Raw genomic sequence first — 17,435 nt, 5'->3', positions numbered from 1 at the left:
GGCGGCGGGGATGTACACTATATTCATTATGAAATTTTTTAAGGAATTATTGCTGAAATTTAATTATTTTTCCGATAGTATAGTGATATTAATCAATACAATTTACAATATAAAAGGTAAAGCTATGAGAGTACGTAATGTAGCGATAGTCATGTATATAAGTGTCATCATGGCATTGGGCATGGCCATGGGAATGGTGTATTCAAATGATAATTCACTTTTTTCTAATTTAGCGATAGCTCCTGAAGATGTGCCCCAGGGTTTTATATTTGGGAAAATACCTAATTTTGCAAAGAAGGTGTTCACGGGAAATCCATGTATTGTGAACCCGGATGGCATACGATTTCTTGCTTCCAAACTATATCCGGAAGGCAATGCCGCAAATATAAAGAGCATGTACGTTGCCATCATGGCTGCGGAATCAAGGCCTTATGGGGATGATCTGGTGTACTATCTGCTTGTATTCAAAGACAGCAAAGCAGCATCAGTTGAGATAAAAAAGCTTCAGGATTATTATCAATTTAACAAAGACAGGATAGTTCTCATTACAAAAGACAACATTGCACTATTGCTTTTTGCTGATGATGTTGATAATTATAAATATATTGCAGAGTTGGGCCAAAAACTGCAGGAAAGACTCAACTAATAAATATTTTTTGAAATGAGCATCTCTTCTAATTCATCAGCTTTTGCAGCAATATAAAACAGTGATTTCATAAATCGCTGTGGATCACAATCTTTCAGCAATAGTGAATTCCTAAGAATCAATGTATCATTGAGCAATGCCAGTGCGCCATAATCCAGTGTACTGTTGAGTTTCAGGGCAAACTTATACAGCTCAAATGATTCATTTTTTATTGTTCCAATAATCGAATAGTAATTTACAATCCTATCTCCCGACTCATCTTTGTTCAGAGTAATTAATATTTCCTGAGATCTGTCATTCTCAAATTCAACGGTTGTGGTATATGCACCCTCTTTTGTTTTATGAAATTTTAACTGAAATTCGGATGCAATTGCTGCAATAAATCCATCAAACAATTCCATACATCACCTTTTACTGTAAAAATTTTTCAGGCCAGCAGTTTTTGTATATGCTCATACTGTAATGGTTTATGAGCATAAAAAACCATGTTCTGATTTTGTTCAATAGCACTTTTTATAGCATTAATGTCTGGTTTTTCTGTACCTGCAGGCTGGCTTAAAGCCATGTAAATTTGTTTTTGTGTATTGTCAAGAATTTGTGCATGCGAGATGAGCGTTTCATGTATAGCTTTCATTGATGCTGTATCATTATTTTTTACTGCATTTCCCAATTGTTCAATAAGCTTTGTTGTTTCCTGCAATGTGTCAGATTGAGGAATATTTGTAACAGTAGCAGAACCCGGTGAAAGACGGGTAAAATAATTATTTATAGTTGCAATTTTTGCCAGGATTTCAGTGTGGTCTTGAGGTGTAAATGCTTTCTGTATAAGTTCATAGGATATGTTTATAGCCATGGTAACAAGCTGATGGGCTTGGCTAATAATGGTGTAAGCTGAAATAGCTTTTTTCAGTGAAGGATAAACCTGTATAGATTCCACAGGTTGTTGTATTTGTATACTACTTTTTTTGTTAGTAGCCAGCTGTGCTGGTGGTACTGCTGGGATAATATTGGTTATTCTCATAATCCCCCTCCCGATCAGATAAAAGAGTATAGTAGGTATACTATAATGTCAACAAGTATTTATTGTGCATGTTCTGGGCATATAGGTATTAGGGCTTTATAAGTGTCAGTCATATCTGTTGAAGATACTTTAATAGATGAAAATAATACTACAATATACAATGTGACACTTTTAAATTTAATTTTTTATTTTTAGAAAAATGTATAAAAAACAATATTGAAAAATAGGTAATGGTATTGTACTATTGTAGTAATGATGTATTATGGTATTTTTGATTTAAAAAATTTGTTTTCAATCACACTACATCCTTGCTGTATTCGGCTGGGGGCAAATAGTATGGTAAAGGAATTATGAAGAAATTAGTAATTATAATCTGCTGTCTATGTATGATATGCAGCATTTCATGCAAGAAGAAAGAAGAAAACAGAATACCCCGGGAGCAAATTCAGATTGATGGGTCACATGATTATTCTTTACTATTTAAAGATATCATAGACAAAGAAAAAAAGGAACAACAACGATATAAAAAAGGTCCTTTTGATGAATAAGCTCATTGAAATCCCTAAAGATAGATTAATTGCCTATTGTCTTAATACGCCATGGCCAGTGATGGAATCAGTTATAATCAGGGAAATTGTGAATCCTTTATGCAATGGTGATACTACATTGTATCAAAAGCACTTTTCGCTGTTTCATACATTATACAGCATAAAAAACAATCCTGATTATTTTACCTATATGGTACATATCCATCCAATGAATATAGTTATCAGGAACTATCCTGCATATAATAAATGCATTGACTATAATCCCTGGACAGATAGTTTTTGTGAAAATCAAACTGTGGATGGTACGTATTGTGCATTTCACTATAATTTTCATGCTCCGTTTAGAAGTGCTATGATATATGATCCACTGAATGAGTTTTATAGTGACCCGTACAATATTAATTATGAATTTTCGGATGAATTGAAAAAAGTATATAGTGGCTTTACAAAGTATCTTATTAATCGCAGGAAGGTTGAGCAGGCTCTATCTTTTTTTTCATTTAGTGCCATTGAATATTGTAATAAAGCATTACTACAAAAACGCTATCGTGAACTTGTGAAAAAGTATCATCCCGATCATTACCATGGTGATACAACAATGATTAAAGAAATTAATGCGCACTATAATCTTTTAAAAGAAATTTTTGTTGTTTGATACTACATGATGTGGCATTAATAAATATACATTTTTTTGTAGCATTTTTTATAGTAAGCATACTAATGAACTTATAAGAAGTATGTATTAAAACTTAATTGTTAATAAAATTATATAATGTGTAAGCGATAGTTACTACTAAAAAGGGGTATAGTATGAAAAGAAGAGCATTCCAGATTATTCCAGTGTTAATCCTGACAGGTGTAGTGCTTTTTGTGTTTAATAATTTTTCTTGTTCCAATAGCGGCCCATCTGTGTTTGGAAATAGCAGCAGTTCACCCCTGAAAGGGGACCAGGAAACAGCTCGGGCTGTTGAAATTCAGGATACATTTAGAAAAATATATGAACTGTACAAGGACAGGGTAGTGTTTATTACTACTGAACAGGTTGTTGAGTTACCGCCCAATCCATTCTTTGATGATCCGTTTTTCAGGCAGTTTTTTGGTGTACCTGAGCAGAAATCACGTAAGCAAAAACGAAGTGGTTTGGGCAGTGGATTTGTGCTTTCCAGTGATGGATATATTTGCACCAATTATCATGTTATAGCCAATGTTGACTCTGTTAAGGTTAAAGTAAAGAATAAGGACTATAAAGCTACCGTAATTGGGTATGACCAGCGTACTGATTTAGCATTGCTGAAAATTAATCCTGATGAAAAACTGGAACCTGTATTTTTGGGCGATTCTGATCAGGTAAAGGTTGGCGACTGGGCTATTGCTATAGGCAACCCTTTTGGTCTTGATAGAACATTTACGGTTGGAGTCATAAGCGCAACAAGCCGCAAAGATGTTGATATGATGGGAGGTTCTCAGTCACATTTACAAACTGATGCAGCTATTAATCCCGGAAATTCAGGTGGGCCGCTTGTCAATATAAATGGTGAAGTGATAGGAATAAACCGTATGATATATTCACAAAGTGGTGGGTATATGGGAATTGGTTTTGCTATTCCTATTAATACAGCAAAAGCAGTGCTTGAACAGCTTAAAAAATATAAGAAAGTAAAAACCGGTTACATTGGTGTACAGATTGTACCGTTGACCGAAGAGTATGCAAAGGAATTAGGACTTAAAAATATTGAGGGTGCTCTGGTGGGTGGTATCATGGAAGACAGCCCTGCTGAAAAGGCAGGAATTCAGCCAGGTGATGTAATACTTTCTGTTGATGAAAAACCCATTAAAACGTATGAAGATCTGGTGGATATAGTAAGCAAAACGCCAATTGGCAAAACCTTGAAAATTGGTGTATGGCGTAATAAAGCCAAAATATATCTGTTTGTAACCGTTAAGGAAAGGCCATAAATGCGTTATAGTTTGTGTGGTTAAGAATAAAAGCGATAGTTGATAGCATCAATCATGGATAAAAAATATCGTTACATAGTAATAATAGCAGGGATAGTAGCGATAGTGTATATAGTATTTCGCTATATTATCCCGCTATTATTACAATTATTGGGTATAATTGTAAGTTTTGTTGCGTATAGTATTGCTGTGGCTATAGCTATAGCAATTGTAATACTTATCATTGGCTATGTAGCACGTATCTATAAAACACATACTATGTAAAAATAGTTGACGTATGAAGGATAATAAGAAGAGAGATATCATGTATTTTTCTCCATGCGGGGAAATTATTGTTGATGATATGAGAGTAGAAAGTAAGTCTTACAAAATACAATAGCGATAATCGAGGGTGTCCCAAAACAAACAGTGGGGATCTCAATGATGTGGGTGCAAAGTCATTGCGAGAGTAGTACCTGTACTGAGTACTTCGACAGGCTCAGCAACCACTTTTCGGAGTGTGGCAATCTCAATTGTATAAGACAAGATTGCTTCGTGCCTGCGGCACTCGCAATGACGGGATTGGCCGATGTGTCATTGCGAACGAAGTGAAGCAATCTCAATGCCGCAGAAGATGAGATTGCCACGCGCCTGCGGCGCTCGCAACTATGGGATTGCTTCGTCACTTCGTTTCTTGCAATGATAGGAGGGTAAAAGTCATTGTAAAGCAATATCTTTGGGTTCCCTTTGATGTGGCAATAGATTCCAATTACAGCTTTGGAATGATATGTATGAAATTATGTATGATGCGGAGCATATAGTGTGAAAGAACAAATAAAAATCGGGCTGGATAAAACAAAGAAAATTTTGAATATATATATCAATGATGTGCGTACGTGGTTTTATGGTATCATTGCAGTTTCAATTATTGGAGGACTGCTTTTTGGATATATTGTAGCTCAGGTGCAGAATTGTCTGGGTATAGACAATTTAAAGCGGTTTCAGCCAAGTGTTCCCACAAAATTGTATGATGTTAATGGTGAACTCATTGCCGAGCTCTTCCAGGAAAAAAGAGATTTAGTATCTTTTGATGAACTTCCAAAAACGCTTATTAAGGCATTTGTAGCAACTGAAGACCAGGACTTTTATGGACATATTGGCATAAGCCCCATGGCTATGGCTCGGGCAATGGTGAAAAATATTATCTCTTTAAAGATTGTTCAGGGTGGTTCTACCATTACACAGCAGCTAGCAAAACGGCTTTTTACTTCTGGAGAGCGAACATTCACCAGAAAAGCACTGGAGCTTGTATTAACGCTGCAAATAGAAAAACGGTTCACCAAAGATGAAATTTTAGAGATGTACTTTAACCAGATATATTTAGGGCATGGCTGTTATGGTATTGCCTCTGCAGCAGAATTATTTTTTAATAAGGAAGTGAGGTTTTTAAGCTTAGCTGAAGGCAGTGTGTTAGCTGCGCTACCCTCAGCACCGGGAAGATATTCCCCTTTCATGAATACACGCAATGCCTATTACAAAAACTGGGATATATTAAACAGGATGGTTGATTGTGGCTTTTTAACAAAACAGAAAGCTGAAGCAGTCTATACCTCTTTCTGGCCCCACTATGTCGATGCAATCAAAACAGAATTTCCTACAAAAACAGCATATTCCAGAATAATTGATAACGCACCTTTTTTTACTGATTATGTACGACAGATTTTGATTTCTCGTTATGGCAAAGATGTGGTATATAATGAAGGGCTTCAGGTATATACTACACTGAATTTGAAGCGCCAGCGTGCGGGAGAAAAATATTTAACAGAAGGTTTAATTAAACAAAATGAGATATCAGCACGGGCAAACCAGTACATGTCAGGCGCCGTTGACAGGGGTTTATTTTCTGTATACCAGCAGTTGGGCCTGCTTTTCAATCTACCAAGAGTTATTGTAAAAAGTGACACCGAAACTATATTTAAAAAATTCATGGTAGATAACCTCCTTGATGAAATGGAACTTGTATCGTTATTATGCAATGCTGATGCCATACATAGTGATATAGAAAAATTTCATGTAGTGACCAGTGGCATTTCAACTTCATTAAAGGTTGAAGGTGCTTTAATTGCAGTAGAACCAAAGACTGGCTATATCACCACAATGATTGGTGGTTCCGAATTTGCCGTAAGCAATCAGTACAACAGGGCAATTCAAGCACGACGCCAGCCTGGTTCAGCATTCAAGCCTTTTGTGTATGGTGCTGGTATTGAGTCAAAACTGATTAATGCTGCCATGGCGTTGCCTGATGCGCCAATCGTGGATATTGATGCACAGGGAAGCACCTGGAGCCCTGACAATTATGAAGGTGAATTCTCGGGAATGGTGCACTTGCGAAGGGCACTTGCTGCATCTATTAATGTTATCTCTGTAAGGATTTACGATATTATTGGTGCTGATACCATCATAGATTTTGCTTCAAGAGTGTTAAAGGTTTCTCCAACACGATTTCATCCAGGACCTTCACTGGCGTTGGGTAGTTCGGAACTGACTCCCTTTGAAATGGTGACCGGATATGCAATATATGCTAATAGGGGTAGGGATGTTATACCGTTTGCAATACGGTATATTACTGACAGGGATGGTAATGAGATAGAAAATATTGAAGAGGATATTGGCAACATCATTGCTGCTAAAGAAGCAGATGGGTCAATACAGATAGTGCCTGAAAATGTTAACTATGTCATGACTTCATTATTGCTAAGCGTTGCTGAAAGCGGTACTCCTACGGAAGCATTACGCGTTGTGGCAAAATTTGATAAAAAATGTGCCGGGAAAACAGGAACAACGCAAAACTGGACAGATGCATGGTTTTGTGGATTTACGCCTGATATTGCCACAGTAGTATGGGTGGGGTATGATAAACCATTTATGTCACTGGGAAGGCATCAGGCAGGTGCTGCTGTGGCTGCACCAATATGGGGCCATTACATGCGTGAAGTTTATAATGGCATGCCCGATCCACAGTGGCCTGCTGCACCTAAGGATGTCTTCTATGGGGCAACCTGTAAATATTCAGGATGTGCCCCTGGACCAAATTGCCATGAACTTATTGGGGATCTTATGATACCCGGTGGTACTCCCCGGTGTGTATGTAATGGTGTTCATTACAAGATGAAATCAGTTTTTGAACGGTATATGGAAAAAGAAGGCCTGAAATACGAAGAATAGTTTTTTAAAAAAGGCAATAATGCTCCTGCCTATCGCATAAAAATAAATATTTTATTCTTGATTTTATAATTTTTATGTGCTACTATTAATAGCTTGTAGGTTATATTATTGCGGGTTAATTTACATATGAGGGTATCCTATGTTTAAAGTAGGTGATAAGATTGTTTATCCTTTGCATGGGGTTGGCATTATAGAAGCTATCGAAAAAAAAGTAGTATTAAGTAAACGGAATGAATTTTACATCATAACCATTATTAACAGCGGGATGAAGGTAATGATTCCCACTGAGAAAGCTGAATCAATAGGATTGCGCAGGGTTATTGCAAAAAAAGATGTAACCAAAGTATTGAACCTGCTGAAAAAATCAGATGTTGAAACCGAAGATGACTGGAAGATCAGGTATCAGAATAATGTGGATAAGATTAAAAGTGGGTCAATTTTTGCAGTAGCAGAAGTTGCGCGTGACCTGTACAAGCGGGGGAAGGACAAGGAGCTTTCTATAATGGAAAGAAAACTGTATGAAAATGCTTATCAGCTTATGATACATGAGATAGCCCTGGCAAAGGGCATTGATGTTGATGAAGCTGGCAATTTGGTTTCCGAAGCGTTATCCTCATAATCTGCCTGCAATACTGTAACTTGTATTCTCACAAATAGTTAGTTTTATTGTATCCTCCATCACTATATTGTTGTTATATTAATATCAGAGGATGGGTATACTATTATTTTAAAAAAATAAAGGAGTTCAAAGGCTATGATAGCTATTATACGGATGTTATTCATTGTCACATCAGCATTATTTTCAGGTTTGTTTTTTTTCCAGTATTCTCTTCAGGCAGCAATTATTGCCGTAATTATTGCTTCGGTTGCAGCACTGGTTTTTATTATTGCTGTTGAGTATATTTCACATACCATCTCTACACGTATGGTTATTGCTGCACTTGTTGGTGTTTTCATTGGGCTTATTTTTGCCCACCTTCTGGTGATAGCATTTGTTTCAATTCCACTTAATCTACAGCCATCAACAGTAAAGCTTATCAGTGCCATCATATACCATGTGGTGGGATATGCTACTGTTTTATTCTTTGTTATTAATTGTGATGATATTGCAATTTTTGATACGATAGTTCCGGTGAAACGGGAAGAAGGGCGTGATGGGGCTTCATATAAAATACTTGATACCAGCGTTATCATTGATGGCAGGATTTCAGATATATGCGATACAGGGTTTATAGAGGGTATACTGGTTATTCCAAACTTTGTGTTAAATGAATTGCAGATGATAGCTGATTCAGCTGATTCTATCAAGCGTAATAGAGGAAGAAGAGGGCTGGATATCTTAAATAAGATGCAAAAGGACCAGCGTATTCTTGTAAAGATATCCGATGTGGATTTCCCCGAAGTAAATGAGGTGGATGCAAAACTGGTGAAACTTGCCAAGCTTATGGATGCAAAAATTATAACCAATGATTTTAATCTTAATAAAGTTGCCGAATTCCATGGAGTAAAGGTACTGAATATAAATCAGCTTTCTAATGCATTAAAGCCCATTGTGCTTCCTGGTGAAGAGATGTCTGTTTCCCTCATTAAAGAAGGGAAGGACCCCAATCAGGCCATTGGATATCTGGATGATGGGACAATGGTTGTTGTTGAAAACGGAAGATCAAGGCTCAATTCCAACGTTGATGTAATTGTGACGTCAGTTTTACAAACAACTGCAGGGAGAATGATATTTGCCAGGATCAAAGAAGACTAATGCAACAATAGTTGCGTTGTGTGGAAGTCCCCATACACAGGGCAATACTGCTACTGCACTGCGGTTACTGTTTCATGAACTATCGGGTATATCAAAAAAAATATATTTTGCCTATAAGTTAGCTGTACATCCCTGCACAGGATGTGGGTATTGCAGCAGAGAATATGGTTGTGTTTTTGACGATGCTATGAATGAACTGTATGATGTCCTGCAACGTGCTCATGTAATCGTCATTGCTTCACCATTATATTTTTCACATCTTCCTTCACCGTTAAAATCCATCATTGACCGCTGTCAGGTTTTGTGGGAATATTACAATCGGGGGAATAAACCACTCCACCAGCAATATGGCTTTGCATTGCTGCTTGGTGCAGGCAACTATGGCAATATGTTTGTGCCATCGGTGATTACATTGCGACATTTTTTTAATTCACTAAACTATCGCTTTGATGAAAAAAAGTATTTGCTGTTGCCAGATATAAATAACAAAAAAGATATAAAAAATGACGATATTACTAAAAAGATTGCTGCTACTGCCAGCTATATACAAAAATTGCTATAAAAGAGGGAAGTATGAAATTATATGTTACACTGACCTTTTCCTGCACCAGCCAGGATCTGGCATTGTTCGTTAAAAAGGTGGTTGAATCGGGATGTGCAATCCGCAGTATTAATTATATATCTTCGGAAGGGAATTATGCTACCTATAAAGCTGATCTTATGTATACGGATAGAAAAATTTTTAAGGAAAAAATTTTAAGCTGGGTATCTAAGGAAATAACATTGATTGACTGTAGTGATATCATGTCAAAAGGTATTGAAGGCGGTTTGCTAAAGGTAGCAAGCACAATACCGTTTGATTCAGCTGGTGAATTTGAGGGTAAAATTCTTGGCTATATAGAGATTCTTAAAGATAATCTCATTACAGAAGAAACACGCAAACTTACAGGTATGTCCAGCAATTGTGGCATGATTATCCTGACAGAAGATAGTAAACAGATACAGCCAAGGGAAATATATCATTATATTCTGATTGAAAGGGATTCACTACTACTGAGCCATTGCAGTAAACTAAATCCGCAACCACTTTTGATGCGATACAGGACAAAAGAGGATATACTGAAAATTGTTGATTCCGTTTCCGCTAATTATGCTTTGATGCGGATTGCTATGCCTGATACATTTCAAGAAGTTTCACTTTTTCACCAGATGGATGAAATTCAGACTCTAGTTTTAAGCAGGGAATATGATGAGATTCCCCTCTATTGCCTCATTAAGGTTATGAATATTTTAAAACGCCATCATATATCACTGGCTGATTCAGTAATTGGGATTGTTGGGATTACAACCTCATCCCTTCGTTTAACTCGATTGGTATATGGCATTGGATGCAGCAAGGTACTGGGATTTGATACAAGTGAAGTGAATCTGTATCATTTTGAAAAAGAAAAAGGAATTGCCACAAACATTGATAATGTTTTTGAGAATGCGGATGTTGTGATTTTTATTTCGAATTGCTGTACCAGTGAAGATTTTTATAAGTTAGGGAAAGGTCAGATTGTGTTAATTAATCCAGCTATACATTATGATACGCTGGTATTTCAGGAAAGGGGATTAAAAGATTATGAATTACTTATTACCGAAAATTCTTACCTGCTGCTACCTGGCCTGGCTGAAAAAATGATAAAAGAACAGATACATTCTCCAAACGATGAGCAACTAATTGCCATAGGTAAAGCTTTATATGAAGCAAATCTTGATATTGACAGTGCTGAAAATATGTACAGTATCACAGAAACCATACAGAAAGTATTATAGTACATTTACGGATATAGTATATACCAGGTAATATTCTTATATTGTAACAAACTTATAGTATAATTTTTCCCGGATACATTAATTGATGATTTATTTAATTTATCTTCATCAAGCTTCAATGAACCTCTTTGTATTATATTGAAAATAACCTGGCCATTGGTTTCAGCAATGATTGAATCAGCGGGTAATATGTCATAAAACTTGTTCTGATTGATAAGCCCAATACAAAATCCCTTGTTTCTGTCATTTATTTGAATAGGGTAGCATATACAGAAACTGTAATTGCCTGACATAGGAGGATATTCAAAGGGTTTATATATGGCTATATCATCATATGGAAGATTTGAAACAAAGTAATGCAACATAGGAGATAGTTGCGATAATCTTCTTCCATAAAGATCAATGCTTTTCATAGAAAATAGTATTGTATAAGAGCTATTGATTATAATCATATCTTCATAGAGTTGTTGTGTGACATTACCAATCATCTCGTTTATGTGCTCATATTCAAGCAGATAATACTTACGGCCACCATTATCCATAGTCATAAGATGTGTAAGATTGGCTATAAGTTCATGTTTTTGTATGATAGTAACAGCATTACTCATATCATTAATATAAGGGGCAAACAAAGCTGATATAAGCCGCACATCAGATTTTGTTGTTATTTTTGTGCTGCAGGATGATAGATATAAAAAAAATAATACAGGTATAATTAGGTTTTGTATCTTCATAAAATTGTAATTCATGGATATTGCAGGTTACTTTTTTTAGAGTTCTTATATAATAATCGGTTTGTATGTGGTTAATCACAATTATAAAATAAGGGAACATCTGAAAATTATTTTTTTGGATGTTCCCTTGTGGGCACAATATTTAGGTTAAAACTGATTTCGATTATATAAATAATTTTGGAAGAAAGCAGTTTTTAGAAGTGCCCAAAATTTTTTACCATAAATACATTAGAAATTTTAATAATGTGTTATTTATGGGTATTTTAAAGTATAAAGCATTGCGACGGTGTGAAGGTTGATATTCTGATAAATATTGTAAAAATATTTGACATATTATATAAAGTGTATTGCATTAGCTTAAAAAAAGATAATAAACAGATTATTGAAAACAGAGAAAATTAAAATAAAAAAAGAAAGAATAGAAAACGTTGCAATAGCAATGTTTTAAAAAATAAAAGGAAGGAATTGTTGTCATGGTTAAAGATATTATTGTTATTTACTATCTCCCAATAAGCATTTTTATTTCTTATTGTTGCTGCATTATAGTTACAGCTACTATCTATACAATAAAGAAAGACAAAATAATTGTGCCAGTTTTACTATTATGTGTAGCACTGATGTTTGTTTCGTTAATTTATGTATATCCTCTTTCTATGTATATTTTTATACCCCATTATATGGTTGCCCTTGTTATAATTTTTATAGGTATTTATTGTTTGATGGTGGCAGAATCCCCTTATAGGGATAGAAGTAGTTATTTTCATAGAAATATGTACTCGGTTGTTGGTAAAAGTATAATCATAGTATTTTTTATTCTATTTTCAAATAATGTTTATGATCATCAAAAGATTATAATTCCTGGCGTTGATATGATTCTTTCTTTCAGTATTTTTTTTGTAAAACCAGTGAATTTACCATGTTTCAAGGTACATTTCCCTTACAGGGAATCATTCCTGATCTTAGTACTATTAACCATTGGTTATTGCATACTGGTTATGGATAGTTATATAATGATGTCTTCACTATTTGTTTTTGCTGTGATATCGGTATCTATAATCAGTTTTATTGCAAAATTTTTAATCAGTTTATATAATGATAATCCCATAGATTATATTGCAATAGATAATGAGTTATTATATACAACTGAAAAATATAAAACATTGATCAAAATAATTAAAGAACATGTCAATGAGTACTATAATTCACCTATTGATAGGTATACCATTGCACTACAATGCGAAATGCATCCTGATTATATATCTAAAGTCTTTAAAAGTGAAGAAGGTATAACCATAAATAAATATATACAAATTGTACGCCTGGAAAAAGCGCGTCATTTATTATTATATTCTGATAAAAAAATAATTGAAGTTGCTTTTGATGTAGGCTATGAAAATTTAGCCACATTTTACCGGCAGTTTGTAAAGCACTTTAAAAAATCACCTCAACAAATGAGAAAAGAACGACCCAATGGATGAAATAACTATCATACACCAGCACTGGTTTTTGATTTGGTGAATGACCTTTTTTGACTGGCGCAATAATATTGATATGATATCTGTAAAGCACGGACCGCTTCTTCAGGTGATTCAAAACTGGGAATAGAATATGCGGTGCGTACTTTTAGTATACGATCAACAGCATTAGGTATGTATATACCTGCCGGTTTGTCATATTCTTTACACAACTTCATTAATTCAAGAATACCATCAATAACAACCTGCTGCCATACGTTGGGTACTGCACAGATGCCATCAATTTCATCTGAAGACAATAATGTAGTAAAAATATCAATAAATGTTTGCAGTGATAATGTAGGCCCTAAATCTATTGGATTTGAAACATTATAGAGTTTACCACACTGTGCAATTCTTTGCTGAAGTTGGCCTGATAATGTAGGTATTTCAAAACCAGCTTCAACCAGCAAATCAGATGTTATACCGCCAAAAGCACCTGAATTGGTAAAGATTGCAATGCGTTTGCCTTTGAGTAGAGGCATGGTGGTAAAAATCTTTGGCATGGAATGCAATTCACTTATGGCTTTACAGCGGATAATACCCACCTGTCTGCATGCTGCATCAAAAATGGTATCGTTATTTGCCATGCCAGCGGTATGCGACATAGCAGCCTTTGCACCTTCATTAGTCCTGCCAACTTTGTATACAAGGATGGGTATTGATGAGCGTTTGGCAGCTTCAAGAAATCGTTTGCCATTCTTGATGCTTTCAAGATACATGCCAATAACTTTTGTACCATCAGTGTTGAAGTAATCAATGCAGTCAGCTTCGTCGATATCTTCCTTATTACCTATACTCATCATTTTATTAACATTGACAATGTCACTACGCAATGAGTCCATTATAAGCACGCCAACTCCTCCACTCTGGATAACGTAAGAAATATCACCAGGGCGTTCAAACACACCATCATATTCACCGGGACGAGCACCAAAAAAACAACAGAACCTGTTATGTGCATTTAATGTGCCAAGACAGTTTGGGCCTATGAAACGTATAGTATATCGCTTAGCAATTTCATTTACCTGTTTCTGTAACTGCTTCCCATATTGACCTTCTTCAGTAAAGCCAGCAGTTTCAATGATAACTGACTGTATGCCTTTTTTTCCGCAATCTTCTATTACATCAGGTACGGTAGGAGCAGGAGTTAGGATAATGGCTAAATCAACATCATGAGGAATTTCTAAAAGGCTTTGGTATCCCTTACAGCCTTTAACATCTTCGCCTTTACGGTTTATGGCATAGATTTTTGCATCATAATTAAGAAATGTGAGGTATTCACAGATTGTTGCACCTAAATTAAATGGTTTGTTTGAAGCACCTATTATGGCAATTGACCGTGGGTTAAAAAAAGCATCCATAGATAGCTCCATCATTCTTAGTATTTGTATGACATCTTACAAAATATGGTATTTTTATCAATAAAAAAAAATATAGTTATTTTAATTAATATTTTATAATTATTTATTAAAGAAATTCGTAAGTTAATACAATATGTATCCTCAAAATTTTTTAAGGAAAAAAGCTATCTATTATCTCCTCCGCTATAGACTTTGGAGACATATTATTCATTATTTTACAAAAAAATACTTTTATGAATTATTAGGATAGCATCTCTTTTGTCATTTTTTCAAATTCGGCATTGATTGTGGAATTTTGTGGAGGATAGATTCTGTTAAGAACAATAATGGTTATCACATTTGCAATAAATCCGGGAACTATCTCATAACAATATTTACTTAAGCCTAAAAAATTCCATGAAACCAGTGCAATTGTCCCTGCAAGCATTCCCCCCAATACGGATTGCCATGAGGTATTCTTTGAAAAAAGTGCAAAAAGTACTATAGGGCCAAACGCAGCACCAAAACCGCCCCATGCATAGGCTACCAGTCCCAGAACTGTATTTTCAGGATTCATGGCAAATAGTGCCGCAATGGCTGTAATAAGCATTGTGGTAATTCGACCAATGTGAATTAATTCTTTCTGTGATGCATTGCGTTTAATAATACGCTGGTAAAAGTCTTCAGTTAAAGCTGCTGAACACACCAAAAGTTGTGAATCAGCTGTGGACATGATTGCCGAAAGTATTGCTGCAAGAAGTATTCCACCCACTAAAGGTGTAAAAAATTTCTGTATCATAAAGATAAAAACTTTTTCGGCATTGTGTTCCGATAGCTGTGGAAATAGATACACTGCTAGTATCCCAATGAAGGAGGCACCACATAATGAAATAGTTACCCATGTCATTGCTATCTGACGGGCACTCTTGATATCATGGTGTGAATGTATTCCCATGAATCGTGCCAGTATATGCGGCTGACCAAAATAGCCAAGCCCCCATGATACCGTAGAGATTACAGAGAGTACTGTTACTGATGTAAATGGGTTAATAGGTATGGATGATTTTTGCATGACACAAGTTATAGCATTGAAGGAACCAATGTGCTGCATGGCAACAATGGGAACAACAACAATGGCAATAAACATAAGTGAGCCCTGTACAACATCGGTAATACTGACGGCAAAGAACCCTCCCAGCGATGTGTAAAAAAGAATAATGGCAGCACCCACCAGTACTGCAATGTGATATTCTATGCCAAGCATTGACTCAAACAGTTTTCCCGATGCAACAAATCCAGAAGAAAGATAAATGGTGAAGAAAATAAGAATTATCAAAGCCGAGATAATACGGAGCAGCCCTGTGGGGTCTTTAAAGCGGTCTTCAAAAAAGGTTGGCAGTGTAATAGAATCAGTAATTTCAGTATAAACACGAAGCCGTTTTGCCACAAATTTCCAGTTACAGTATGTCCCAATTAAAAGTCCCACAGCAATCCATATAGCAGGCATGCCTTTGGTATACAGCGCACCAGGTAATCCCATGAGCAACCAGCCACTCATGTCACTGGCCTGTGCAGATAGTGCCATGACAAATTTGCCTAATTTCCTGCCACCTAGTATAAAATCAGAGATATCATGTGATTTATTGTAATAATATACTCCAATTGCCAGTAACAAAACCAGATATAATCCAAAAGTTATGAAGGTTGTTATCATAGTCTACTATCCTATATTAAATGAAAAGAAAGTAATCAAAAATTGCCATGTATAGCATTGATTGTCAATGTACTATCAGTATGTATTAATTACCTTTTTTTAAGGCAAGAAATATTTTACCACCCGTGTTACCATAGTAACCGATGATATATGTTTCATTGCATTATACTAGAAGGTATTTTTAAAAAATTATGGGCACCTTAAAAAAACTGCGTTCTTCCGCAATTATTCATATAATAGAAATCGGTTTTATCATATGTATGGGCCCACAAGGGGATATCCAAAATTAAAGTTTTTAAAAGTTCCCTTTTTTCTCATGGAATGTATAAAAAAATAATATGGAAATTAACAGGTGAAGAAATCAATTTTTTTATTGACTAAAAGAAATCGCTGTGGCTATTATTTCAAATGATTGAGCACATTACATAAAAAGGTGAGCGGTATGATAGAATTAACAGATAAAGGAAATGGTACATTCGTTGTAAAGATAATTATGCAGGAAGTACATACATTAGATGTTCCAGACCTTAAAGAAAAGCTTCAGCAGGCTATAGTCAACAAAGGAATAAAGCGTATGGTTGTTGATCTTTCAGATGTGAAGATGATTACCAGCTCCGGTATAGGTATTTTCTTAAATATTAATCAGAATCTTAAATCACAATTCAGATTAGCTGCACCCACTCCAGAAGTTCAGAAAGTGTTAGAATTAACAAAAGTTACGTCAATGATAAAAGTATTTAATTCAGTTGAAGCAGCTCTTCAGAGTTTTTAAGTACATGAAATTATATATACTCATACTGCTGAAGGCAGCAGGGGTGGATACGTTAATAATAAATTATATATATAATGTGAATACAATGTATCCTTTGCTTTACATGTAGGTATTTCATTCTGATTACATGGCATATTAAAATTTATTTTATCATTACTTAATAATGTGCTATATTTGTGCTAAATTAGTATATTGATATATTCGATATAGTATTTTAAGTTTGTATTATAGCACGATTATAAATTTTAATCGTACTATCTTATCAAGAGTGGTGGAGGGACTGGCCCTGTGAAGCCACGGCAACCGGCACGGGTAAAAGTCGGTGCCAATTCCAGCGGAAGAAATTCCGGAAGATGAGATAGGCAACTGGCAACCGCTTATTCCAACCTTCCGGTAAGCGGTTTTTTAT

General features: G+C 35.4%; 17 protein-coding genes and 1 riboswitch. Of the genes, 12 read left to right on the top strand and 5 right to left on the bottom strand.

The window, feature by feature from the left end:
- Positions 1-646: hypothetical protein (locus AB1444_07540; GenBank protein MEW6526500.1), on the top strand; the 646-nt coding region annotated here is incomplete at its 5' end.
- Here the strand turns inward: AB1444_07540 and AB1444_07535 are convergent.
- Both AB1444_07535 and AB1444_07530 read right to left on the bottom strand, forming a co-directional pair.
- The gene (locus tag AB1444_07535) at positions 643-1,047 is read right to left on the bottom strand and encodes a hypothetical protein (GenBank protein ID MEW6526499.1); all 405 of its coding nucleotides are present in this window, start codon (positions 1,045-1,047) and stop codon (positions 643-645) included. The two genes, AB1444_07540 and AB1444_07535, sit on opposite strands and share 4 nt — an antisense overlap.
- Positions 1,048-1,073: 26 nt before the next feature.
- Positions 1,074-1,667, bottom strand: coding sequence for a hypothetical protein (locus AB1444_07530; protein ID MEW6526498.1), 594 nt, complete (start codon positions 1,665-1,667; stop codon positions 1,074-1,076).
- A 350-nt stretch (positions 1,668-2,017) separates the two neighbouring features.
- Between AB1444_07530 and AB1444_07525 the strand changes: the two genes are divergently transcribed.
- The 9 genes from AB1444_07525 to AB1444_07485 all read left to right on the top strand — a co-directional run bounded on the left by AB1444_07525 (position 2,018) and on the right by AB1444_07485 (position 10,949).
- Positions 2,018-2,215, top strand: a complete 198-nt coding sequence (locus tag AB1444_07525; protein ID MEW6526497.1) for a hypothetical protein — start codon at positions 2,018-2,020, stop codon at positions 2,213-2,215.
- Positions 2,208-2,870 (top strand): hypothetical protein, encoded by a 663-nt coding sequence (locus AB1444_07520; protein MEW6526496.1) that lies wholly within the window; start codon positions 2,208-2,210, stop codon positions 2,868-2,870. The genes AB1444_07525 and AB1444_07520 overlap by 8 nt, the downstream gene beginning before the upstream one ends.
- A gap of 155 nt (positions 2,871-3,025) precedes the next feature.
- The gene (locus tag AB1444_07515) at positions 3,026-4,171 is read left to right on the top strand and encodes a trypsin-like peptidase domain-containing protein (GenBank protein ID MEW6526495.1); all 1,146 of its coding nucleotides are present in this window, start codon (positions 3,026-3,028) and stop codon (positions 4,169-4,171) included.
- Positions 4,172-4,225: 54 nt separating this feature from the next.
- Positions 4,226-4,435 (top strand): hypothetical protein, encoded by a 210-nt coding sequence (locus tag AB1444_07510; protein ID MEW6526494.1) that lies wholly within the window; start codon positions 4,226-4,228, stop codon positions 4,433-4,435.
- Between the two features lie 537 nt (positions 4,436-4,972).
- Positions 4,973-7,375 carry a PBP1A family penicillin-binding protein gene (locus AB1444_07505; protein ID MEW6526493.1) on the top strand — a complete coding sequence of 801 codons (2,403 nt, stop codon included), beginning with the start codon at positions 4,973-4,975 and terminating at the stop codon, positions 7,373-7,375.
- 139 nt (positions 7,376-7,514) lie between these two features.
- The gene (locus AB1444_07500; protein MEW6526492.1) at positions 7,515-7,994 is read left to right on the top strand and encodes a CarD family transcriptional regulator; all 480 of its coding nucleotides are present in this window, start codon (positions 7,515-7,517) and stop codon (positions 7,992-7,994) included.
- A 135-nt stretch (positions 7,995-8,129) separates the two neighbouring features.
- Positions 8,130-9,131 (top strand): PIN domain-containing protein, encoded by a 1,002-nt coding sequence (locus AB1444_07495; GenBank protein MEW6526491.1) that lies wholly within the window; start codon positions 8,130-8,132, stop codon positions 9,129-9,131.
- Positions 9,109-9,693, top strand: coding sequence for a flavodoxin family protein (locus AB1444_07490; GenBank protein MEW6526490.1), 585 nt, complete (start codon positions 9,109-9,111; stop codon positions 9,691-9,693). Before AB1444_07495 ends, AB1444_07490 begins: the two co-directional genes overlap by 23 nt.
- An 11-nt stretch (positions 9,694-9,704) precedes the next feature.
- Positions 9,705-10,949, top strand: a complete 1,245-nt coding sequence (locus AB1444_07485) for a hypothetical protein (GenBank protein MEW6526489.1) — start codon at positions 9,705-9,707, stop codon at positions 10,947-10,949.
- 5 nt (positions 10,950-10,954) lie between these two features.
- On the opposite strand, the gene AB1444_07480 is transcribed toward AB1444_07485, so the two are convergent.
- Positions 10,955-11,683 (bottom strand): hypothetical protein, encoded by a 729-nt coding sequence (locus AB1444_07480; GenBank protein ID MEW6526488.1) that lies wholly within the window; start codon positions 11,681-11,683, stop codon positions 10,955-10,957.
- Positions 11,684-12,156: 473 nt separating this feature from the next.
- Between AB1444_07480 and AB1444_07475 the strand changes: the two genes are divergently transcribed.
- Positions 12,157-13,161, top strand: coding sequence for an AraC family transcriptional regulator (locus AB1444_07475; protein MEW6526487.1), 1,005 nt, complete (start codon positions 12,157-12,159; stop codon positions 13,159-13,161).
- Positions 13,162-13,169: 8 nt separating this feature from the next.
- Here the strand turns inward: AB1444_07475 and AB1444_07470 are convergent, their stop codons facing one another.
- Together AB1444_07470 and putP are read right to left on the bottom strand one after the other, a co-directional pair.
- Positions 13,170-14,561: a CoA-binding protein gene (locus AB1444_07470; GenBank protein ID MEW6526486.1), complete on the bottom strand. Its 1,392-nt coding sequence runs from the start codon at positions 14,559-14,561 to the stop codon at positions 13,170-13,172.
- 241 nt (positions 14,562-14,802) lie between these two features.
- Complete coding sequence (putP, locus tag AB1444_07465) at positions 14,803-16,254, bottom strand: sodium/proline symporter PutP (GenBank protein MEW6526485.1); 1,452 nt, start codon at positions 16,252-16,254, stop codon at positions 14,803-14,805.
- Between the two features lie 442 nt (positions 16,255-16,696).
- Between putP and AB1444_07460 the strand changes: the two genes are divergently transcribed.
- Positions 16,697-17,026 (top strand): STAS domain-containing protein, encoded by a 330-nt coding sequence (locus AB1444_07460; protein MEW6526484.1) that lies wholly within the window; start codon positions 16,697-16,699, stop codon positions 17,024-17,026.
- A 256-nt stretch (positions 17,027-17,282) separates the two neighbouring features.
- Positions 17,283-17,386, top strand: a riboswitch (SAM riboswitch).
- Positions 17,387-17,435: the final 49 nt, after the last annotated feature.

The sequence above is a fragment of the Spirochaetota bacterium genome (assembly GCA_040756435.1).
Lineage (GTDB): Bacteria > Spirochaetota > UBA4802 > UBA4802 > UB4802 > UBA4802.
Note: the sequence above shows the minus strand (reverse complement) of the source record. Positions and strands in the feature narration are given on the sequence as shown.